Annotated in this window: 17 protein-coding genes and 1 riboswitch; of the genes, 3 read left to right on the top strand and 14 right to left on the bottom strand. The window is 60.7% G+C overall.

All coding sequences use genetic code 11. The features are described 5' to 3' along the window. Positions 1-71: 71 nt before the first annotated feature. Complete coding sequence (locus tag PSH90_RS11930) at positions 72-1181, bottom strand: PilT/PilU family type 4a pilus ATPase (RefSeq protein WP_095179759.1); 1110 nt, start codon at positions 1179-1181, stop codon at positions 72-74. A 109-nt stretch (positions 1182-1290) separates the two neighbouring features. Here PSH90_RS11930 and PSH90_RS11925 point away from each other — a divergent pair, with 109 nt between their 5' ends. After that, entirely contained in the window at positions 1291-3828 is a 2538-nt protein-coding gene (locus PSH90_RS11925) for a PAS domain-containing sensor histidine kinase (protein WP_305382861.1), read from the top strand. Positions 3829-3880: 52 nt separating this feature from the next. Further along, complete coding sequence (locus tag PSH90_RS11920) at positions 3881-4156, top strand: peptidylprolyl isomerase (RefSeq protein ID WP_221729640.1); 276 nt, start codon at positions 3881-3883, stop codon at positions 4154-4156. 116 nt (positions 4157-4272) lie between these two features. Here the strand turns inward: PSH90_RS11920 and PSH90_RS11915 are convergent, their stop codons facing one another. The 8 genes from PSH90_RS11915 to PSH90_RS11880 form a co-directional block, all read right to left on the bottom strand. Then, a complete protein-coding gene (locus PSH90_RS11915; RefSeq protein ID WP_150635519.1) occupies positions 4273-5193 on the bottom strand; it encodes a sugar kinase in 921 nt (306 codons plus the stop codon). A gap of 133 nt (positions 5194-5326) precedes the next feature. Then, on the bottom strand, positions 5327-6541 hold the full coding sequence (locus PSH90_RS11910; RefSeq protein ID WP_305382859.1) for an amino acid deaminase: 1215 nt from the start codon (positions 6539-6541) through the stop codon (positions 5327-5329). 38 nt (positions 6542-6579) lie between these two features. Continuing rightward, complete coding sequence (locus tag PSH90_RS11905) at positions 6580-7344, bottom strand: IclR family transcriptional regulator (RefSeq protein ID WP_305383127.1); 765 nt, start codon at positions 7342-7344, stop codon at positions 6580-6582. Between the two features lie 147 nt (positions 7345-7491). Beyond that, positions 7492-7881: a RidA family protein gene (locus tag PSH90_RS11900; protein WP_016774497.1), complete on the bottom strand. Its 390-nt coding sequence runs from the start codon at positions 7879-7881 to the stop codon at positions 7492-7494. Between the two features lie 31 nt (positions 7882-7912). Continuing rightward, entirely contained in the window at positions 7913-8704 is a 792-nt protein-coding gene (locus PSH90_RS11895) for an amino acid ABC transporter ATP-binding protein (RefSeq protein ID WP_041478713.1), read from the bottom strand. Further along, positions 8701-9363 carry an amino acid ABC transporter permease gene (locus PSH90_RS11890; RefSeq protein WP_041478712.1) on the bottom strand — a complete coding sequence of 221 codons (663 nt, stop codon included), beginning with the start codon at positions 9361-9363 and terminating at the stop codon, positions 8701-8703. The genes PSH90_RS11895 and PSH90_RS11890 overlap by 4 nt, the downstream gene beginning before the upstream one ends. Positions 9364-9372: 9 nt before the next feature. Next, positions 9373-10035: an amino acid ABC transporter permease gene (locus PSH90_RS11885; protein WP_024012746.1), complete on the bottom strand. Its 663-nt coding sequence runs from the start codon at positions 10033-10035 to the stop codon at positions 9373-9375. A gap of 51 nt (positions 10036-10086) precedes the next feature. Continuing rightward, positions 10087-10935 (bottom strand): transporter substrate-binding domain-containing protein, encoded by an 849-nt coding sequence (locus PSH90_RS11880; RefSeq protein WP_305382858.1) that lies wholly within the window; start codon positions 10933-10935, stop codon positions 10087-10089. Between the two features lie 458 nt (positions 10936-11393). On the opposite strand from PSH90_RS11880, the gene PSH90_RS11875 reads away from it, so the two are divergent. Then, positions 11394-11825 (top strand): co-chaperone YbbN, encoded by a 432-nt coding sequence (locus tag PSH90_RS11875; protein ID WP_305382857.1) that lies wholly within the window; start codon positions 11394-11396, stop codon positions 11823-11825. 136 nt (positions 11826-11961) lie between these two features. On the opposite strand, the gene PSH90_RS11870 is transcribed toward PSH90_RS11875, so the two are convergent. The 5 genes from PSH90_RS11870 to cobW all read right to left on the bottom strand — a co-directional run bounded on the left by PSH90_RS11870 (position 11962) and on the right by cobW (position 20686). After that, positions 11962-13521 (bottom strand): TerC family protein, encoded by a 1560-nt coding sequence (locus PSH90_RS11870; RefSeq protein ID WP_041478708.1) that lies wholly within the window; start codon positions 13519-13521, stop codon positions 11962-11964. Between the two features lie 357 nt (positions 13522-13878). Next, positions 13879-14571, bottom strand: a complete 693-nt coding sequence (locus tag PSH90_RS11865) for a VWA domain-containing protein (protein WP_305383126.1) — start codon at positions 14569-14571, stop codon at positions 13879-13881. Continuing rightward, a complete protein-coding gene (locus PSH90_RS11860; protein WP_252883707.1) occupies positions 14544-15554 on the bottom strand; it encodes an ATP-binding protein in 1011 nt (336 codons plus the stop codon). The genes PSH90_RS11865 and PSH90_RS11860 overlap by 28 nt, the downstream gene beginning before the upstream one ends. 215 nt (positions 15555-15769) lie before the next feature. Continuing rightward, positions 15770-19618: a cobaltochelatase subunit CobN gene (cobN, locus tag PSH90_RS11855; RefSeq protein ID WP_305382856.1), complete on the bottom strand. Its 3849-nt coding sequence runs from the start codon at positions 19616-19618 to the stop codon at positions 15770-15772. Between the two features lie 3 nt (positions 19619-19621). Continuing rightward, positions 19622-20686, bottom strand: a complete 1065-nt coding sequence (cobW, locus tag PSH90_RS11850; protein WP_305382855.1) for a cobalamin biosynthesis protein CobW — start codon at positions 20684-20686, stop codon at positions 19622-19624. A 98-nt stretch (positions 20687-20784) separates the two neighbouring features. Then, positions 20785-20997: riboswitch (cobalamin riboswitch) on the bottom strand. Positions 20998-21779: the final 782 nt, after the last annotated feature.

Below are 21779 nucleotides of genomic sequence, written 5' to 3'. Positions count from 1 at the left end.
ACTAACCAAGTATTAGTCTAGATTTCAAACATCGATCACCTGACCGCTCAGCAGCCTACAGACACGACAACTTACTCCACCAACCCCCAATCCCCTGTTGATGCTTTTTCGTTGATTGGAGAATCAAGTTTAAGCTTGATGCCTAACCGTAAGTTGTTTGTCGAATCCGCGTTTTTCAAAGCTTCTTCTACTGTAATAACACGCGCAAGGACTAACTGTAACAGTGCAGCATCGAATGTCTGCATGCCTGAGTCTTCGGATTTCTCCATGATACTTTTCAACTCAGCCAACTCATTGCGACGGAGCGCATCAGCGACAGTCGGCGTACCTAATAACACTTCCACGGCCGCCCTGCGCTGGCCATCGACAGTGCGTACCAAGCGCTGAGAGATAAAGGCTTTCAGGTTGTTGCCCAATGTCTGCAACAGCTGCTCGCGCTTCTCCTCGGGAAACATATTGATGATGCGATCCAGCGCCTGATTGGCATTGGTCGCATGTAACGTGGACAACACAAGATGCCCTGTATCGGCAAACGAGAGCGCGTGCTCCATGGTTTCGCGGTCACGGATCTCACCAATCAGGACGACGTCCGGTGCCTGGCGTAAAGTGTTCTTCAGTGCAGCATGAAAGCTGCGCGTATCGACGCCAACCTCACGCTGATTGATGATCGAGCGCTTGTGCCGATGGATATATTCGATCGGGTCTTCAATGGTAACAATGTGTCCGGCACTGTGACGGTTGCGATGATCGATGAGCGCCGCCAGGGAGGTCGACTTGCCCGAACTGGTAGCGCCGACAAAAAGAATCAGGCCACGTTTGAGCATCACCGTTTCCAGCAACACCGGCGGCAGTTTCAAGTCTTCGAACCGCGGGATGTCGAGCTTGACGTTGCGGATAACGATCGAAACGTCGTTGCGCTGCTTGAAAATGTTCACCCGGAACCGGCCGACGCCCGTTCGGGAGATTGCCAGGTTCATTTCAAGATCCCGGTCGAACTCCCGGCGCTGCTCGGCGTCCATCAGGGAGGTGGCGATGGCCGCGGTTTCGCCGGGTTTGAATGGCTGATCGCTCAGCGCCGTCAGCACACCATCAATGCGAGCGCTCGGTGGTGCGCCGGTGGAAAGGAAGAGATCCGAACCGTTTTTTTGCGACAATGTTGACAACAGTGCATCGATTTCCATGGCTGAAAGCACCCGCGAAGCATTGAATGAGCAGATTTGGCCTACGCTTGGCGCGGCTCCTGCAACAATGATAGACCCCGTCTCACCGAACCACGCTCAGGATTGAAACATGAATGCTGTACCCACCACCGATGACGCCCAGGCCCTGATCGCCCGCACCGACTGGAGCCGCAGTCCGCTGGGCGCCGCCGGCAGCTGGCCGCAGAGTCTGCGCACGGCGGTGGACATCGTGATTCATTCGCCGATGCCGATGCTGCTGTTGTGGGGGCCGCAACTCACGCAGATCTACAACAATGGCTTTGCCCTGCTCGCCGGCAGCAAGCATCCCGAAGCCTTCGGCCAGCCAACGCATGAGATCTGGCCGGAAGTGCGGGATTTTGCCGAGCCGATCTACCAAGCGGTGCTGCAGGGTCAGGTGCGCAGCTTCAGCGAGCAGCGTTTCAGCGTACAGCGGGACGGCAAAAAAACCGATTTCTGGCTGGACCTGACCTACAGCCCGATTCGCGATGAAACCGCACAGGTCGCCGGCATTCTGATCACTGCCATTGAGACCAACGAACGCCGCCGCATTGCCCTGGAATTGCAGCGCCGTTCCGAGGAAAGCCTCAAGGCTCAGCGCCAGTCCGAAGAGCGTCTGCAACTGGCCCTCGCCGCCGCCGACGCCGTCGGTACGTGGGACTGGGACATTGGCGAAGACCGATTCATTGCCGATGCGCATTTTGCCGAACTGCATGGCGTTGATCCGAGCAAGGCCGGGCAGTTGCCGATCAGCGAATATATGCACGGGGTGCACCCCGAAGACCGCGCAATGGTTGCGCGCGGCATCAAGCACTGCATCACCCACGGCACCGAGTACGCTGAGGAATATCGCTTGTTGCAGGCCGATGGCACGCTGCGCTGGGTGTTCGCGCGGGGGCGTTGCTACAAGGATCATCATGGTCGGCCGATGCGCTTTCTCGGCGCGGCACTGGACCTGACCGAACGCAAACACACCGAACAAGCGCTGCGTCAGAGCCAGACCGAATTGCAGTTGATCATCAACGCCATGCCGATCCTGATCAGCTATGTCGACGCCGAAGAACGTTTTCGCTTGAACAACGCAGCGTATCTCGACTGGTACGGCCTCACACCGCAAGAGTTGTACGGGCGCAAGATTCGCGAAGTCATCGGCGAAGAGGCGTATTTCCTGCGTGCACCGTACATCGCCGAAGCGCTGGCCGGGCGCGCCTGTTCCTTCAGTTTCTACACACCGCACCGCGATGGCAGCATCCGTCATGCCCTTATGAATTATCTGCCGCGACATGGCGCAGACGGTGCAGTGAACGGCTTCTACATCTTTGTAATCGACGAGACCGAGCGCAAGAAAACCGAAGAAGCCTTGCGTAATCTCAACGAGACCCTCGAAGAGCGGGTCAGCGCGCGCACCGAGCAACTGGCTCAGGCCAACGAGCGTTTGCAGAACGAGATGTTCGAACGCGAGCGCGCCGAAGATGCCTTGCGCCACGCGCAGAAGATGGAAGCCGTCGGCCAGCTCACGGGTGGCATCGCCCACGACTTCAACAACATGCTCACCGGCATTATCGGCAGTCTGGACTTGATGCAGCGCTACATCGCCAATGGTCGTGCCGACGAGATCGGCCGTTTTACCGAAGCGGCCGTGTCATCGGCCAATCGCGCGGCGGCGCTCACGCATCGCTTGCTGGCGTTCTCGCGGCGCCAGTCGCTGGACCGCAAGCAACTGAACGTCAATGAGCTGGTGCACTCGCTGGAAGATCTGATCCGCCGTACCAAAGGCGATCCGATCGATCTGCAACTGCGCCTGCCCGAAGACGTTTGGCCGGTGAGCACCGACGTCAGCCAGCTGGAAAATGCCTTGCTCAATCTGGTGATCAACGCCCGCGACGCGATGCCCGAAGGCGGCACGTTGCTGATCCAGACTGCCAACGTTTACCTCGACAGCAGCGACATCACCATTCTCGAACCGGTCAAGGCCGGGGAATACGTCATGCTCGCGGTCAGCGATAACGGCACCGGCATGACTCCGTCAATTCGCTCCAAAGCGTTCGATCCGTTCTTCACCACCAAGCCGATCGGCCAGGGCACCGGGCTCGGGCTGTCGATGATCTACGGTTTCGCCCAGCAATCCGGTGGTCACGTCAGCCTCGACAGCGTGCCGGGGCAAGGTACTTGCGTGCGCCTGTACTTGCCGCGCTTGCTTGAGCCGACGCCGGAAACCTCATCTGTGAAGAAAGCCGAACCGATTGCTGCTTCATCTTCTGGCGAAACCGCAATCGTGGTCGAGGATGACGCGGCAGTGCGCATGCTGGTGCTCGATCTGCTGAGGGAGCTGGGCTATAAAACCTTCGAAGCGGCAAACGCCAAAATCGCCCTGCCCTTGTTCGAGTCCGCGCAACGTGTCGATCTGCTGGTCACCGATGTCGGGCTGCCCGGCATGAACGGTCGCCAGTTGGCGGAAATTGCGCGCCAGCATCGTCCCGGCCTTAAAGTGCTGTTCATGACCGGTTACGCGCAGATTGCTGCCGAGCGCCAGGGCTTTCTTGAAGAGGGCATGGACATGGTCGCCAAGCCTTTTGTCCTGGAAGTGTTGGCGAGCAAGATTCGCAAGTTGAGCAACCCGACCCCGTGACTTGAGGCATAATCGCGCGCCCCGCTGTCACCCCGTTATCAGGTATTGCACGATGAAAGCCCAAGCCCGCCACATTCTGGTGAAAACCGCCGAAGAGGCCGAACAACTCAAACAGCGCATCGCCAAGGGCGAAGCATTCGATGTGCTGGCGAAGAAGTTTTCCACCTGCCCGTCCGGCAAACGCGGCGGTGATCTGGGCGAAGTACGTCCAGGACAGATGGTCGGCGTGATTGATGCGGTGATTTTCAAGAAACCACTGCGCACCGTGCATGGACCGATCAAGAGCAAGTTTGGTTATCACCTGGTGCAGGTGTTTTATCGGGATTGATCGGCTGGCTGCCGGGCTTCTTCGCGAGCAGGCTCGCTCCCACATTTCGACCGGGTTTTCATTGTGGGAGCGAGCCTGCTCGCGAACCGATTGCGCAGCAAGCGGCCATTCTCTGACTACCTGGGGATCAGCGCCCCTGGCACCTGTATCACCTGACTGGCCAATTCATGTCCCGCTTGGGCCGCCTCTGCCGGGCTGCCGCCGAGCAAGCGCCGGGCCAGATATGCCGCACTGAACGAATCCCCCGCCGCCGTGGTGTCGACAACCTTGTCGACCTTTTGCGCCGGCACCTCAAACGCCTCCCCCTGACAACGAATCAGGCACGCCTCGGCGCCACGCTTGAGCACCACTTCTGGCGTGCCAATCTGCGCATACGTCGCAAACACCTCAGCGCAATCGGCAAACCCGAACAACGCCTGTTCGTCATCCACGGTGAGCAACGCCAGATCGACATAAGGCAAGACGCTGCGATACGCCGCCCGCGCCTCTTCCACAGAAGCCCACAAGCGTGGACGGTAGTTATTGTCAAACACGATGCGCGCATCGCGCTGCCGGGCTTCGCTCAACGTCTTGATCAGGCGGGCACGGCCTTGCATGCCAAGTACGGCGAGGGTGATTCCGCTGAAATACAGCACGTCGTAGTCCGGCAAGGCCGCGAGAATCGGCTCGGCCGCAGGGGTAGTGAAGCAATCGCGTACCGCCGCTTCGTTGCGCCAGTACAGAAAGCGCCGCTCGCCGTTGGCGTCGGTCTGTATGCAATACAAACCGGGAAGCCGACCGGGCAAGCGCTGCACCAGATCGAGGCCGATGCCTTCGCTGCGCCAGATCTGGCACATTGCGTCACTGAAACTGTCATCGCCCAGCGCGGTGACGTAGTCGACTTGCGCCTTGTCGCCCAGCGCGCGGGACAGGTACACGGCCGTATTGAGGGTATCGCCACCGAAGCTTTGCTGCAGACTGCCGTCGGCACGTTGTTGCAGTTCGATCATGCATTCGCCGATCAGGGCGATGCGCGGGGTGTTGCGGAGGATTTTCATCGGGTGGGATCTCGGGTGGTTCAGTGGTGGCTAAGCGGGCGTCTTCGCGAGCAGGCTCGCTCCCACATTCAAATGCGTCCTCTGTGGGAGCGAGCCTGCTCGCGAAATAGCCGCCGCAACGCAATCTCAAGCCTTAGAAGCAAGTCTCCATGGTCTCGATGACCGCCAACTGCTCATCCACCAGCAACCCAACACGCCATTTGTCAAACGTCAGGCATGGATGCGAAGTACCAAAGGAAATGATGTCGCCGACCCGCAGTTCTACACCCGGCGCCACGGTCATGAACGCATGCTGATCCATCACCGCCGTGACCTTGCACGCACCGATATCATCACCTGTCGCCGGCACCACACCGGCCTTGTAGCGCAACAACGGCACCGGCAAACCGGCGTCGAATGCGACGTCGCGCTTGCCCAAGGCGATCACCGCGAAACCCGGTTCCGGCAGCGACTGAACATGAGCCCAGACTTCCAGCGCCGGGCGCAGGCCTTCGTGCAGATCGCTGCGACGGTCGAGCACGCAGCACTGCGCCTCTTTGTAGATACCATGGTCGTGGGCCACGTAACTGCCCGGGCGCAACACACTGAGGAAGCGGCCAGCGGCGTTCTGGGTTTCGAAGGATTCGGCGATCAGGTCATACCAGGCTGAACCCGATGCGGTGATGATCGGTTTGGCAATGGCGAAAGCGCCGCTGTCCTGCAGCTGCACCGCCAGGCGCACCAGCGACGCGGCGAACTGGCGAATGCCACTGACCGCATGATCGCCATGAATCACGCCTTCGTAACCTTCAATGCCGGTCAGCGCCAGCGCCGGTTGCGCATCGATGGCCTTGGCCAGCTCGATGACTTCCTGCTCGCTGCGGCACCCGCAGCGCCCGCCAACCACGCCATATTCGATCATCACGTTGAGCCTGACCCCACGGGAAGCGAAGTAAGCCCCGAGGTCGGCGACGTTGTCCGGGTGATCGACCATGCAATAGAAATCGAACGTCGGATCGGCGAGCAGATCGGCAATCAACGCCATGTTCGGCGTGCCGACCAATTGATTGGCCATCAACACCCGACGTACGCCGTGAGCATAAGCGGCGCGGGTCTGGGTAGCGCTGGCGAGGGTGATGCCCCAGGCGCCGGCGTCGAGCTGACGCTTGAACAATGCCGGAGTCATGCTGGTTTTGCCGTGAGGCGCAAGTTCGGCGCCGCTGTCGCTGACAAATTTCTGCATCCAGCGAACGTTGTGCTCCAGCGCCTCGCGGTGCAGCACCAGCGCTGGCAGGCTGACGTCGCGGGTCAATTGCGCGCCGAGGGTGGCGTCACCTTTTTCTACGGCAGAGTTGATGGCAGTGGTCATGGTCCAGTCCTCACAGTCGCGGCCGCAGGCAGCCGCGGTTATTCGTTGATCCGCCGGGCGAGGCTGTTGGCGCTCTCGATCAGCACCCGGCGATAGTCGTTGTAATTGTTTTTTGCATCGGCGCGTGGGGCGACGATGCACAACGTGCAAATGGCCACGCCTTGCGGGTCTTTCACCGGCGCGGCGAAGCAATGGGTGAACGTGTCGGCGACGCTGTCGAAGGAGAAGAAGCCATCGAGGCCAGCCTGACGAATCTCCGCCAGAAAGCGTTCCAGCGGCAGGCGTTCGCCGTCGGGCAGGATGTAGTCGTCCTCGTCGATCAGGTCGATGATCTGCTGATCGCTCAAGTGCGCGAGCAGCAGGCGCCCGGAGGCGGTCCACGGGATCGGCGTGTTTTCGCCAATATCGGAGGAAATGCGGAAATGCCGCTCGCCCTCCTTCATCAACGCCACCGTGTATTTGCGCCCGTTGAGCAGGCACATCTGCGCGGTTTCGCGGGTCTGGCTGACGATCTCCTGCAAGGCGTGATCGGCTTCGCGGCTGAGGTCGAAATGGCGCAGATGCGCTTGGCCGAGGAAGTACAACTGGCGGCCGAGATAGACGTGGCCGTCCTTGCCCACCGGTTCCAGAATCCGCCGTTCCAGCAAGGATGCGACCAGCTCGTAGACCGTGGATTTCGGGCCGCCGATGCCGTTGGCGATGTCGTTGGGGCGTAAGGGCTGGCCGATTTCCTTGAGAAAATCGAGGATATCGAACGCCCGGTCCAGACCACGTGCCCGGCGCTTGATGGTGTCTTCGGTCATGTCAGTGGTTTCCATTCAAAGTCGCCGGGAGTTTACCGAGAGTCCAGTGTCGCCTGTTACATCGCTTTCGCGAGCAGGCTCGCTCCCACAGGAAAACGCATTCCAAATGTGGGAGCGAGCCTGCTCGCGAAGAGGGCTGCACTTGTTTCAGGCCTTCTTCTTGTAGGCAATGCAGTCGATCTCAACCTTGCAATCAACCATCATGCTCGCCTGCACGCAGGCCCGCGCCGGGGCGTGTTCGGGTTTGAAATACTCGGCGAAGACCTTGTTGAAACTGCTGAAATCCCGTGGATCGTCCAGCCAGACGCCAGCGCGGACCACGTCCTCGAGGCCATAGCCAGCCTCTTCGAGAATGGCGATCAGGTTCTTCATGGTCTGGTGGGTCTGTTCGACGATGCCGCCGACGATGATCTCGCCATCCACCGCCGGTACCTGGCCGGACACATGCAGCCAACCATCCGCTTCAACAGCGCGGGCGAATGGACGAGGCTGGCCGCCGGCGGCGGTGCTGCCGGTGCCGTAACGCGTAATGCTCATGGGTGTTTCTCCTGATTGCAAAAGTGCAGATTCAAAACCGCGTGCTTTTGAGAAATTCCGCCAGACGCGGCGATTGCGGGCGTTCGAACAGTTCCTTGGGAGGTCCCTGCTCTTCGATCCGCCCTTGATTCATGAAAACGATCTTGTCCGAGACCTCGAAGGCGAAACGCATTTCGTGGGTCACCAGCAACATGGTCATGCCGTCCTCGGCCAGCCCCTTGATCACGTTGAGCACCTCACCGACCAGCTCCGGATCGAGGGCCGAAGTGACCTCATCGAAGAGCATCAGGCTGGGGTTCATCGCAATCGCTCGGGCAATCGCCACGCGCTGTTGCTGGCCACCGGACAACTGACCGGGAAAGTGATTGCGCCGCTCCAGCAGGCCAACGCGCTCCAGCCATTTTTCGGCAAGCACCACGGCTTCGTCCTTGTGCATTTTCTTCACCTTGAGCAGGCCCAAGGTGACGTTCTGCAAGGCGGTCAGGTGCGGAAACAGGTTGAATTGCTGGAACGCCATGCCGGTCATCGCGCGATGGCGAGCAATGACCTTTTCCGGGTGACGTACGCGTTTACCGTTGACCTCGTCATAGCCGATGGATTCGCCGTCGAGCAGAATCTGCCCGCCCTGAAACTCTTCGAGCATGTTCACGCAACGCAGCAGCGTGGTCTTGCCCGAGCCACTGGAGCCGATCAGCGTAACGACGTTGCCACGCTGCATGCTCAGGTCGACACCCTTGAGCACTTCCACCGCGCCGTACTGTTTGTGCAGACCGCGAATATCCAGCAGCGCCTGATTCTGTGAAGCAACTTGAGCTTGAGTCATGGCAAGGCCACCCGCTTTTCAATGTGCCGGCCGAGTAATTCGATGCCGTAGTTGATGACGAAGAACAGAAAACCGGCGAACAGGTAGAACTCCAGGGTCATGAAGTTTCGGGCGATGATCTGTTGCGTGCTGAGCAGCAATTCGGCGACGCCGATCACCGAGAGCAAGGTCGAAGCCTTGACGATTTCGGTGGACGAGTTGACCCAGGTCGGCAAAATCTGCCGCAGCGCCTGAGGCAACAGTACGTAGCCGAGGGATTGGTAGAACGTCAGACCGATGGCTTTGCCCGCCTCCATCTGCCCGCGCGGCAGGGCTTGCAAGGCGCCACGGACGATTTCGGCGACGTGCGAGCCGCAGAACAGCGTCAGGCCCAAGGCTCCGGCCTGAAACGCGCTGATCTGCCAACCGAGCGCCGGCGCCATATAAAAGCAGGCCAGCACCAATACAAACACCGGCGTGCCGCGAATCAGATCGACGTACAGCCGAAACGGCGCGCGCATCCAGAATCTGCCGTAAGTCAGGACCAGGCCGGCAACCACGCCGAGCATGGTGCCCAAGACGATGGCCAGCGCCGAGACCTGCACACTGGTCAGAAAGCCCTGCCACAAAGGCTCGCGCGCGAGCCACAATTCATGCAACCAACTGGGGGATTGGTACATCGCAGCCTCCTATCGGCGGATCGCCAGACGCTGCTCGAGGTAACGCAGCAGCATGGCAATGAGGTAACAGGCCGCGACATACAACGCCGTGGTCACCAGCCAGGTTTCGATCACCCGGTAGCTCTCGACGTTGATCTTGCGCGCGTAATAGGTCAGCTCCGGCACCGCAATCGCAGCCGCCAGCGAGGTGTCCTTGAACAGCGAAATGAAGTTGTTCGACAGCGCCGGCAGCACATTGCGCAGCATCACCGGCACGGTGACGTAAGCCTTGACCTGCCATTCACCGAGACCGATTGCCAGCCCGGCTTCGCGCTGGCCTTTGGGAATGCTCAACAAGCCGCCACGGAAGACTTCGGTCAGGTACGCGCCGGCATACAGCGACAGCGTGATGATGAACGAAGGAATCTTGTCCAGACGAATGCCAAGGCTGGGCAGTGCGAAGTAGATCAACAGAATCAACACCAGGATTGGCGTGTTGCGCACCACCGTGACGTACACCGAGGCCAGCACCCGCAAGGCGCGATGTTTGGAGAGCAATGCAAACGCCATCAGCAGGCCGATCACGCAGCCGATGGCGATCGACACCAGCGCCAGCTGCAAGCCCAGCCCGAGCCCTGCCAGCAAGGTGTCGAAATCGCGCCACACGGCGGCAAAGTTCAACTGATAATTCATGGTCAGCAGTACCTTGAGCGGGGCGACTGAAATCGCCCCACTCTCACGGGATCATTTGAATTCGACTGGGAAACCGATCGCGGGCGACGGCAGATCGACACCGAACCATTGCTTGAAGGAGGCGGCGTAGGTCGGGAACTCAACCCCGGTCATGGCCTCATGCAGCGCGGTGTTGACGAAGTTCAGCCAGTCCTGATCGCCGCGTTTCACCGCACACGCGTAGGTTTGCGGGCTCCAGGCGTAGCTTGGGCTGCGGTAGCGGCCCGGGTTCTGCACCATCAGGTATTTGACCGACGACTGATCGGTTGCGGCGGCATCGGCACGGCCAGAGTTCACTGCCTGATACATCAGGTCGACGCTGTCGTACTGATCGACCTTGGCCTTGGGCAATGCCTGATGCACCAATTCTTCGGCGTAGACGTTTTGCAGCACCGCAACGGTAACGTCATCGCCTGCCCCTTGCAGGTCTTCGATTTCCTTGTACTTGCTGTTGTTCGGCAACAGCAGGCCGACGCCTTCGCGGTAGTACGGCAGAGTGAATGCCACTTGCTGGGCACGGCTGGCGGTGACGGTGATGAACTGGCAGCTCATGTCGACCTTGTCGGTCAGCAGATTGGGAATCCGCGCATCGGACGACTGCACCACGAACTCGACTTTACTCGGGTCGTTGAACAGTCCCTTAGCCACCATCCTGGCGATGTCGATATCAAAACCCTGCAACTTGCCGTCCGCGCCCTGAAAGTGCCACGGCGCATTGGTGCTGCCGGTGCCCACGATCAACTTGCCACGGGCGAGAACACTGTCGAGCTTGCTGTCGGCCGCCTGGGCCAGACCCATGACCGAGGAAGAAGCCGCAAGGACAAAAACACACGCTTGGAACAACGAAGGATGGCGACGCATGGTAAGCACTCCAGAATTGTGTTTATTCCGCTATACCGGAACACGGTTTGTTACTACGGAATAGACAGCAGAAAGTGTGCCACAGGAATCTCGCGAAATCTGTAACTGCGTTGAACGCTTTTGGAATCAACAAGATATGTTTCGTGGACCAAAGGGTTTGGCCCGACCAGGAGCGAAGGAAACACCTGACAAAGCCAGGAAAGGGGTAATGCGTTCCCAACTTGGGTCAGATCGCGCCGTTGTGGTGCGAATCAGGGTGACAGTTGAGCAAAACCCGGTATCAGCGCTTTAGCGCCTGCCTGTAGACATCACCACCCTGCCGTTTCGCGACGGCTATCACCGTGACGACAGCACTTCTCGTGGTTACGCAGTCCACCTGTAATTTCTGACAGTAGACCCCGACATGCCTACTCCTTTAACGTCAAGCAACCTATCCGCTCGTTGAAAAGGACCCTTCGATGAACGTCACCAACACAACTTCCGCGCTGGCCCCGGTTTACCGCAAAGCCCTGAAAACCTGGCGTCCGGTCATTCTTTATTTCGCCAATGAACACTGCCCCGCCTGCGAATGGGCGGGGCCGATCTTTCGGCAGATTGCCGAGCCTTACCGACTGCGCGCCAACATCTATATGCTCAACACCAGCCAATCGCCCAAGCACCCGAATGTCACGGGCACGCCAACCGTGCTGTTCTATAAAAACGGCAGGCTGCTGAAAAAACTCAAAGGTATCGGCACTGAAGAAACCCTCGCACAGGATTTCGCCGTGCACATCGGCAAGACCAAAGCCCGCTTTGCCGCGCGTAAACGGAAGCATGATCTGCCTTGGCTGCGTCAGACACTTCGTACTTTGCGTACCGTCCCACATGGGCGACTACGGAGGATGTACTGAACGAGCCTCCTCAGAGGTATGGAGTGCCTGCCAAATTGCCTTCGCGAGCAGGCTAGCTGCCACATTGAACCGCGTTGCAATGTGGCAGCTAGCCCGCTCGCAAAAAGGCCGGCACAGCTTTTAGAAAACGCAAGTATTACGCGGCAGCGCGCTCCAGCAACACCCGCGTCACCCGCCGCTCTTCCACCGCTTTGACAGTCAGTTGCCAGCCCTCGTATTCCAGTTGATCGCCGGTCATCGGCAAGCGATCCAGCAGACTCATCACCAACCCGGCCATGGTCTGATAGTCCTCCGTCGGCTCGGCATCGAAGCCGGTACGCTGGCGAACGCGAGCCAAGGGCAGCGCGCCGCTGACCAGAAACCCGCCACGCTCTTCGACCACGTCCGGGCCTTCGATTTCGCTGGCATCGGGTAGTTCGCCAGCGATCGATTCGAGGATGTCGGTCATGGTCAATACGCCGACGAAATCGCCAAACTCGTTGACCACGAAAGCGATGTGGGTCGAGGCCGCGCGCATCTGCTCCAGGGCATTGAGGATTGAGTAACTGTCGAGCAGATTGACGGTCTTGCGAGCCAGATGCTCCAGGTTCGGCTCGTTGCCCGCCAGATATTCCTTGAGCAGTTCCTTCTTGTGTACGAAGCCCAGCGGCTCGTCCACCGCGCCATCGCGAATCAGCGGCAAGCGCGAGTAGGACGAATGCATCAACTTCGTGCGAATGGTTTCGGCGTCATCCGCAAGATCAATCAGGTCAACGTCGGCGCGCACCGTCATCAGGTTGCGAATCGGCCGTTCCGCCAGTTGCAGCACACCGCTGATCATCACCCGCTCACGACGGTCGAACAGCTCGGCCACCGGCGCTTCACCGTTGTCCAGCAAGTCGGAGATTTCCTCGCCAACCTCCTCCGCCGCCAGCTTGCGCCCGCCGAGCAGACGCATCACCGCATGTGCCGTGCGCTCACGCATCGGCCGCACGCCCTGCATCGAACGTTTGCGCCGAGCCCGGGCGATCTGGTTGAACACCTCAATCAGGATCGAGAAACCGATGGCCGCGTACAGGTAACCTTTCGGGATATGGAAGCCCAGACCTTCGGCGGTCAGGGCAAAACCGATCATCATCAGGAAGCCCAGGCACAGCATGATCACGGTCGGGTGCGCGTTGACGAAGCGGGTCAGCGGCTTGCTGGCGACGATCATCAGGCCGATGGAAATGATCACGGCGATCATCATCACCGCCAGTTCATCGACCATGCCCACGGCGGTAATCACCGCGTCGAGCGAGAACACCGCGTCAAGCACCACGATCTGCGCCACGATCGGCCAGAACAGCGCGTAGGTCGTGTTGGTCGAGCGCTCGCCGACGTGGCCTTCGAGGCGTTCATGCAACTCCATCGTCGCTTTGAACAGCAGGAACACGCCACCGAACAGCATGATCAGATCACGACCGGAGAAGCTCTTGTCGAACACCTCGAACAACGGTTGCGTGAGCGTAACCAGCCAGGAAATGCTCGCCAACAGGCCCAGGCGCATGATCAACGCCAACGACAACCCGATGATGCGCGCGCGATCACGCTGATGCGGCGGCAGTTTGTCGGCAAGAATTGCGATGAACACCAGGTTGTCGATACCCAGTACCAGTTCCAGCACGATCAGAGTCAACAGGCCTAACCAGGCCGTGGGATCCGCTAACCATTCCATAAAACGTCTCGATCTCTCTACAGTGAATTCAGGCGGCCGGACACGGCGAAGTGCAACGCGAAGGCTCAAGGGCCGCGTTATCAACCATAGTCGGGAGTCGGAAGACGGGATGCTGCGAATGGATCAAGACCGCGCAATATTGCGCTGGAGAATGCTGACTGGGAGGCTCCGAGAGGGTGTTCATGTAGATCCTGAATGAAAAATGGCCTTCGAGCGTACAGGGTCGACTGGTCCGCTCCACAGCGGTAAATCATTTCAAGATCTGTATGAATCAATGTAACCGAAGATTTTCAGCGTTGCCGAAAAAGCCTTCGCGAGCAGGCTCGCTCCCACAGGGTGCGAGCGGTGCGGCGGATTTCAGCGTAGACCCAGCTCATCGATATGCTGATACTGCGCTTGCAGCGCGGTCGCCAGTTCCTTCGCCCGGCCCAGTCGAATCGGCCCGCGTTCGATGTCGATCAGCAATCCCGGGCACGCCAGCACCGGCAACCCCGACAGCTCTTTCAAGCGACCATCGGTCACGATCAGGCAGCGTTGCTGTTCGGCGGGAAAGCGCTTGCGTCTAACCGTCAGCCATTGCTGCGCCTGCTCCAGCGCCGCGAGCAACGGCGTGCCGCCACCAGCGCCCAGACCATCAAGCCAGGTGCTCAGGCCGCTTGAGGCCTTCAAGCCTTGCACCTGCCATTTCGGCGCAGAACCACTGGCGGTCAGCAACGCCAGCCGCGCCCGCTGGCGGTAAGCATCGTCGAACAACTGAGCGAGCAGGCCCTTGGCATCGCTCAAGGCCTGATGGCGACGGGTCGAAGCCGACGCGTCGACGATCACCAGCCAGATTTCATGGGGTGAGCGGGTGCGCTGTTGAAACAGCAAATCGGCGCGGCGCTGAGGGCGGCCGTTGAGCAGCGTGCCCGGCCAGTTCACCGAACCGCTGCTGGCGCTCTGGCGTTGGCCCTGACGACCATTGTCGAGTTGTCCGGCACGGGGTTTGGCATTCGCCCCCGCGTCGGATCGGGGGCGAATGCCTAGGGCTTTTTTGCCTGTGGCGGCCAGCTCGGAACTTCGCGGCGGGCACCGGTGGCTTGCGCCGTTGCCGGCATCTCGCCCCACTGGCCCTGGCCTTCGCCGGATTTGCTGTCTGTGCCTGACGGAGATTGCGCTTGTGATTGGGCGCTGGATGAAGGTTGTTCGCGACGGCGATGGCGCAGGGCAAATTCGGCCACCGCGTCGATATCCTCTTCAGCAATCGCATCGGCCCCACGCCACGCCGCATGGGCGCGAGCCGCGCGCAACCAGACCAGATCAGCGCGCAAGCCATCGACGCCGGCGGCGAAACAACGCTCGGTAATCAACGCCAATGCCGCATCATCCAGCGGGATGGCTGCCAAGCGCTCGCGGGCGCTTTCACAGCGCGAACGCAGGATGTGTTGCTCGCTCGCCCACTGCGCGCAGAACCCTTGTGGATCGCTGTCGAAATCCAGCCGCCGGCGAATGATCTGTCCACGTTCGGCGGGCGCGGTGTGGCCACTGAGGGCAACGTTCAAGCCGAAGCGGTCAAGCAGTTGTGGCCGCAGTTCGCCCTCTTCCGGGTTCATGGTGCCGATCAGGACGAATTTCGCCGAATGTCGATGGGAGATGCCGTCACGTTCGATCAGGTTGGTGCCGCTGGCGGCGACATCGAGCAGCAGGTCGACCAGATGATCGGGCAGCAGATTGACTTCATCGACGTACAGCACGCCACCGTCAGCCTTGGCCAGGACACCGGGCGAAAACTGCGCGCGAGCGCCGCTCAGGGCAGCGTCGAGATCGAGGGTGCCGACCAGGCGCTCTTCAGTTGCGCCCAATGGCAACGTGACAAATTGGCCGCTGGCGAGCAGGTCCGCCAGGCCCCGGGCCAGGGTCGACTTGGCCATGCCGCGCGGGCCTTCTATAAGTACGCCGCCGATTTTCGGGTCGATGGCGGTCAGGCACAGGGCGAGTTTCAAGTCATCGGCGCCGACCACGGCGGAGAGCGGGAAATGCGGGGTGTCGGTCATGGGTTTCTCTTTCGTGGTCGTGGATGGTCGTGACGTTGTGGTGTGTCAGTTGTTGCCCTCACCCTAGCCTCTCCCAGAGGGAGAGGGAACAGACCGTGATGGCCTCTCGAGTTCTGTCGACGTGATGCATCGGGTCGACGCAAATTTCGACAGCGCTAAAAATCGGCCACTTCTCCCTCCGGGAGAGGGCTGGGGTGAGGGTAGCTTTTTAGCGGCTACATATCTTCCTCGATATCCAACAGCAAATTCTCCAGCGCTTCTTTATAAGCCCCCGGCTCCTGCCACATCCCGCGCTGCTGCGCTTCGAGCATGCGTTCGGTCATGTCGCGCAGCGCATGGGGATTATGCTCACGAACAAAATCCCGGGTCGCCGGATCGAGCAAATATGCCTCCGCCAGCAACGCGTACTGATGGTCGTCGATCAACTGCGTCGTCGCATCGAAGGCGAACAGATTATCAACCGTCGCCGCCAGTTCGAACGCGCCTTTGTAGCCGTGACGCTTGATTCCGTCGATCCACTTCGGATTCGCCGCGCGCGAGCGCACCACGCGGTTCAATTCTTCCTTTAAGGTACGAATCTTCGGCAGATCCGGCTGGCTGTGATCGCCGTGATAGCTGGCCGCCGCTTCGCCGCGCAGAGTCTCCACCGCCGCGAGCATGCCGCCCTGGAACTGGTAGTAATCGTTGGAATCGAGCAAGTCATGCTCGCGGTTGTCCTGGTTCTGCAGAACTGCCTGTACCTGGCTCAGGCGCTGGCTGAACTGCTCGCGGGCAGCCGTGCCCTCGTCGGCGCCGCCGTAAGCGTAGGCGCCCCAGTTCAGGTAAACCTCGGCGAGGTCTTCGCGGCTCTGCCACAAACGCCCGTCGATGGCGCCTTGCACCCCGGCGCCGTACGCTCCCGGTTTTGCGCCGAAGATGCGCCACCCGGCCTGACGCCGCGCGGTGTCTTCATCGACGCCCGACTGCAACAGCGCCTGGCGTTCGGCGCGCACCTTGGCGGCGAGTGGATTCAAATCGTCCGGCTCGTCCAGCGCGGCCACCGCTTGCACGGCGGCGTCGAACAGGCGGATGAGATTGGCAAACGCATCACGGAAAAACCCCGAAACCCGCAGCGTCACGTCGACCCGCGGACGATCGAGCAGACTCAGCGGCAGAATCTCGAAATCATCCACGCGCTGACTGCCCGTGGCCCAGACCGGACGCACGCCCATCAACGCCATGGCCTGAGCGATGTCATCGCCGCCGGTGCGCATGGTTGCGGTGCCCCAGACCGACAGGCCGAGCTGGCGCAAGTGATCGCCGTGATCCTGCAAGTGTCGTTCGAGAATCAGCGTTGCCGACTGGAATCCGATGCGCCACGCGGTAGTCGTGGGCAGATTGCGCACGTCGACCGAGTAAAAGTTGCGCCCGGTGGGCAACACGTCGAGGCGGCCACGGCTGGGCGCGCCGCTGGGGCCGGCGGGGACGAAACGACCGCTGAGGGCGTCAAGCAGACCGCGTATTTCGGCCGGGCCGCAAGCATCGAGGCGTGGGGCGACGACTTCGCGCAGATGCTCGAGTATCGAATCAACCTCAGCCCACCCCGCCCCTTGTGGGAGCGAGCCTGCTCGCGAACTCGGTGTGTCATTCAACAATGATTTACCTGACGCACCGCTTTCGCGAGCAGGCTCGCTCCCACAGGGGACATTCAGTGCTTGGCAGATCAGATCTGCGGCAAACAATTCGAGGCGTTCGCGGGTGTCGCCGGCGGTGCGCCAGACTTCTTCGCTGATGGCCTGCAACTCGGTCGGACGCGGGCCGCTCCAGGCATCGGCCAACGCGCAATCCAGCGGATCAAAACCAAGATCAAACGCTTTGGCCAGTGCTCGCAGCAGACTCGACTGCGCGCCCTTGCCGTCACCGCGCGGGATGCGCAGCAACGCCAGCAAGGTGTTGATACGCAAGCGCCCGCTCGGCGATTCGCCAAAAATGTGCAACCCATCGCGAATCTGCGATTCCTTCAAATCGCACAGATAAGTGTCCAGACGCGGCAACCAGATCGCCGCATCGGCATCGCTGTCCAGCGCGGCATCCAGTTGCAATTCGCGGTCGATCTGCGTGTCCCGCACCAGTTGCAGAATGTCGCGTTGCAACTCGCGGGCACGGCGCGGATCGAGCAGTTGCGCCTCGTAATATTCGTCGGCCAGCAGCTCCAGATTGCGCAGCGGCCCGTAGGTTTCGGCGCGGGTGAGCGGTGGCATCAGGTGGTCGATGATCACCGCCTGCGTGCGCCGTTTGGCCTGAGCGCCCTCGCCCGGATCGTTGACGATAAACGGATAGATATTTGGCAGCGGGCCGAGCAACGCATCCGGCCAGCAGTTTTCCGATAGCCCAACGCCCTTGCCCGGCAGCCATTCGAGATTGCCATGCTTGCCGACGTGGATCACGCCGTGGGCGCCGTAGGTGTTGCGCAACCAGAAATAGAACGCCAGATAGCCGTGCGGCGGCACCAGATCCGGGTCGTGGTACACCGCGCTCGGATCGACCTGATAACCCCGGGCCGGCTGGATGCCGACAAAGGTCAGACCGAAACGCAGACCGGCGATCATCAGGCGACCGTCGCGGCACATCGGATCGTTTTGCGGCGCCCCCCAACGCTCGACTACCGCCGCGCGATTCGCCTCCGGCAACGCGTTGAACATTGCCAGGTAATCGTCCATCGCCAGGCTCTGCTGGCACGGGCGCAAGTCGAGACTATCGAGGTCGTTGCTGACGCCGCCGAGCAGTTGCTGGATCAGTTCGGTGCCGCTGGCGGGCAACTCGGCCGTGATCGGATAACCTTCGGCACGCAATGCGCGGAGGATATTCAGCGCCGCCGCCGGCGTATCGAGGCCTACGCCATTGCCGATGCGGCCGTCGCGGGTCGGGTAGTTGGCAAGGATCAACGCGATGCGTTTTTCGCCGTTCGGCACGCGTGCCAAAGATACCCAGCGCCGCGCCAGTTCGGCGACGAATTCCATGCGTTCGGGCTGGGCGCGGTAGCAGACCACATCGGACTGGCTGCGCTCGCTGCGCCAGGCCAGATCCTTGAAGCTGATCGGGCGGCTGATGATGCGCCCGTCAAGCTCCGGCAAAGCAATGTGCATCGCCAGATCACGCGGCCCGAGGCCCTGTTCGCTGTCGCGCCAGCCGGGTTCGTTGTCCTGAGCGCAGATGGCTTGAATCACCGGGATGTTGCGGCGAAACGGGCGCAGATGCGGCGCTTCGGGGCTGGACTGGGCAAAACCGGTGGTGTTGAGAATCACCCCCGCCTCGACTTCATCCAGCCAGTCCTCGACCACCGACAGACAACCTGGTTCTTTCAGACTGGCCACTGCGATCGGCAGCGGATTGAGCCCGGCTGCCTGCAAACGCTGACAGAACACATCGATGAACGCCGTGTTCGCCGCCTGCAAATGCGAGCGATAAAACAACAGCGCCGCCACGGGTTGACCATGCAGCCATTCGGCTTGCCAGTCACTCAGGGCAGCGCTGTTTTTCTGTGGGTGATAAATCGCCGTGCGCGGCAGGGTTTGCGGCTCGCCCCACGAATAATCCCGGGCAAACCATTGGTTGCCCAAGCAGCGGAAGAAATCCAGCGCATTGCCCATGCCGCCTTGACGCAGGAATTGCCAGAGTCGATCGCGCATTTCGGCGCTGACCGTGCTCAAGTCACTGAGCTCGGGGTCCGGGCGGTCATCGCCGGGCACCAGAATCAGTTGCACGCCGCGCTCGGACAACTCGACCAGCCGCTCGACACCGTAGCGCCAATAGGCAATGCCGCCATGCAGGGAGATCAGGATGACCTTGGCGTGGCGCAGCACTTCGTCGACATACAGGTCGACCGAGGAATGATTCTGCACCTGCATCGGATTGGCCAGGCGCAGGCTCGGATAATCATCGGGCAATTGCTGCGCAGCCTCGGCGAGCAGCGCCAGGCTGGAATCGCCGCTGCACAGGATTACCAGCTCGGCGGGGGTTTGTCCGAGGTCGGCAATGTTGTCGTCCGAGACGAATCCGCCGGGCTGAGTCCTGAGCAGGTGCATGGCTTAAACGCTGAGCGCAGCGCGCAACTGCGCTTCGAGTTGCGCGGCATCGAGCTCCTGACCGATCAGCACCAGACGCGTGACGCGCGCTTCTTCGGCGCCCCACTGGCGGTCGAAATGCTTGTCGAAACGCGTGCCCACGCCCTGGATCAACAGGCGCATCGGCTTGTGCGGAATCGCCGCGAAGCCTTTTACCCGCAGGATGCCGTGCTGCACCACCAGTTGCGTCAGCGCATCGAGCAGCAGGCTCTCGTCAGCTTGCGGCAGTTCGATTGAGATCGAATCGAAGGCGTCGTGATCGTGATCGTCGTCATCACCGTCATGGTGGTGATCGTGGTGACTGTGGCGGCTGTCGATGTGCTCCTCGGAGCCGGCACCGAGACCGATCAGCACGTCGAGCGGCAGGCGGCCGTTGCTGGCTTCGATGATTTTTACCGCTGGCGGCAGCTCTTCGGCGACTTCAGCGCGCACCCGAGCCAGATCTTCCGCGCTGGTCTGGTCGGCTTTGTTGAGGATGACCAGGTCAGCACTGGCCAGTTGATCAGCGAACAATTCGTGCAGCGGCGACTCGTGATCAAGGTTCGGATCGAGTTTGCGCTGGGCATCGACCTGATCCGGGAACGCTGCGAAGGTGCCAGCAGCGACGGCCGGGCTGTCGACCACGGTGATCACCGCGTCAACGGTGCAGGCGCTACGGATTTCCGGCCACTGGAAGGCTTGCACCAGCGGTTTTGGCAGGGCCAGGCCCGAGGTTTCAATAAGGATGTGGTCGAGATCGCCGCGACGGGCAACCAGTTCGCGCATTACCGGGAAGAATTCTTCCTGCACGGTGCAGCACAGGCAGCCGTTGGCCAGCTCATAAACGCGGCCGGTGGCCTCTTCTTCGGTGCAGCCGATGGTGCATTGCTTGAGGATTTCACCGTCGATGCCCAACTCGCCAAACTCATTGACGATCACCGCGATGCGCCGGCCCTGAGCGTTGTCAAGCATGTGCCGCAGCAGCGTGGTTTTGCCCGAACCGAGGAAACCGGTGACGATGGTGACGGGGAGTTTGGCCAGTGTTTTCATCGGTATGCCCTTTGGCAAGCGGCGGGCATACGGGACGAGAACCGGCAGCGCGCGTGCACGCCGGAAGCATTCGCCACCGGATCACCCCGCCCGGTTGTAGTGAGAATCTGTGACGAGGCAGGTCTCCTGGCTGACGGCGTTCAGGCGCTGGGCCTGGCGTCCATTGCGCCTTCCCGCTGGCTCATCGGTTGAGCTGGCAGTGGCGTGGCAACGAACATCACCGTTCACAGTTGCGGGGGCAGCCGCGGCTTTGACCGCGTTCCCTTCTTAGCTTCGGCGAGTGCCGAAGAACCTCGAAAGCGCAAGGCTACGCATGGGTCCGTCGTGGGTCAATGGTCGGTGAGTCTGAAACTGGGGGTATATCCGTTGCTGCGGTAACGGCTTCTTATGGTTTCGCTCTTACAGCGAGTCCCTTTTTCAAACGCCAAAAAGGAACCAAAAGGCTTTGCCCCGGCGTACGGCCCGCTCGCTGGGGCTCGGGGTACCTTCGTTACGGGACCGATCCGGGCGCAGCGGCTACGGTTTGCTTCGCTGCACCTCCTTCCGCTGTGTACGACTGCGTCGTACGGTCGCTGCGCTCCCACCCCCGGATCGATCCCGTAACGAAGCCTGCCGAAGGGGCAAAAGATCAAAAGCCAGAGCAAAAGCAAAGGCAAAGGCAAAAGCAAAAGATCGCAGCCTTCGGCAGCTCCTACAGTTGGATCGCGCACCAGCTCAAGAACAGGTCGGCTGTCAGGCCGCCTTCGCGAGCAGGCTCGCTCCCACAAAAGCAAAAGTAAAGCAGCGCAGCCGCCCCACTCAACAATGAGCGCAAGCTCGAGTGCTCTTGATCTTGATCCACCGGCGACGTCGGAAGGCTGAGTGGAGGGATTGATCCGGGCGTGGGAGCGCAGCGACCGTACGACGCAGTCGTACACAGCGAGTGTAGGTGCAGCGAAGCAAACCGGAGCCGCTGCGCCCGGATCAGTCCCGGAGCGAAGGAACCCGAGCCTGCGAGGGCCGAACGTAGGAGCAAGCCTTTTTGGGTACTTTTTCGGCGTTTGGAAAAAGTGCCTCGCCGTAAGGGCGAAACCGTAATCAGCAACACCCGCAG

It is taken from the genome of Pseudomonas sp. FP1762 (assembly GCF_030687105.1).
GTDB classification, from domain to species: Bacteria; Pseudomonadota; Gammaproteobacteria; order Pseudomonadales; family Pseudomonadaceae; genus Aquipseudomonas; species Aquipseudomonas siliginis.
This window is presented reverse-complemented; position numbering and strand designations above follow the sequence as displayed.

Bases quoted from the DNA above. Each gene is read 5' to 3' on its own strand.
- PSH90_RS11930 (WP_095179759.1), bottom strand. From the start codon at position 1,181: ATGGAAATCGATGCACTGTTGTCAACATTGTCGCAAAAAAACGGTTCG.
- PSH90_RS11925 (WP_305382861.1), top strand. From the start codon at position 1,291: ATGAATGCTGTACCCACCACCGATGACGCCCAGGCCCTGATCGCCCGC.
- PSH90_RS11920 (WP_221729640.1), top strand. From the start codon at position 3,881: ATGAAAGCCCAAGCCCGCCACATTCTGGTGAAAACCGCCGAAGAGGCC.
- PSH90_RS11915 (WP_150635519.1), bottom strand. From the start codon at position 5,193: ATGAAAATCCTCCGCAACACCCCGCGCATCGCCCTGATCGGCGAATGC.
- PSH90_RS11910 (WP_305382859.1), bottom strand. From the start codon at position 6,541: ATGACCACTGCCATCAACTCTGCCGTAGAAAAAGGTGACGCCACCCTC.
- PSH90_RS11905 (WP_305383127.1), bottom strand. From the start codon at position 7,344: ATGACCGAAGACACCATCAAGCGCCGGGCACGTGGTCTGGACCGGGCG.
- PSH90_RS11900 (WP_016774497.1), bottom strand. From the start codon at position 7,881: ATGAGCATTACGCGTTACGGCACCGGCAGCACCGCCGCCGGCGGCCAG.
- PSH90_RS11895 (WP_041478713.1), bottom strand. From the start codon at position 8,704: ATGACTCAAGCTCAAGTTGCTTCACAGAATCAGGCGCTGCTGGATATT.
- PSH90_RS11890 (WP_041478712.1), bottom strand. From the start codon at position 9,363: ATGTACCAATCCCCCAGTTGGTTGCATGAATTGTGGCTCGCGCGCGAG.
- PSH90_RS11885 (WP_024012746.1), bottom strand. From the start codon at position 10,035: ATGAATTATCAGTTGAACTTTGCCGCCGTGTGGCGCGATTTCGACACC.
- PSH90_RS11880 (WP_305382858.1), bottom strand. From the start codon at position 10,935: ATGCGTCGCCATCCTTCGTTGTTCCAAGCGTGTGTTTTTGTCCTTGCG.
- PSH90_RS11875 (WP_305382857.1), top strand. From the start codon at position 11,394: ATGAACGTCACCAACACAACTTCCGCGCTGGCCCCGGTTTACCGCAAA.
- PSH90_RS11870 (WP_041478708.1), bottom strand. From the start codon at position 13,521: ATGGAATGGTTAGCGGATCCCACGGCCTGGTTAGGCCTGTTGACTCTG.
- PSH90_RS11860 (WP_252883707.1), bottom strand. From the start codon at position 15,554: ATGACCGACACCCCGCATTTCCCGCTCTCCGCCGTGGTCGGCGCCGAT.
- cobN (WP_305382856.1), bottom strand. From the start codon at position 19,618: ATGCACCTGCTCAGGACTCAGCCCGGCGGATTCGTCTCGGACGACAAC.
- cobW (WP_305382855.1), bottom strand. From the start codon at position 20,686: ATGAAAACACTGGCCAAACTCCCCGTCACCATCGTCACCGGTTTCCTC.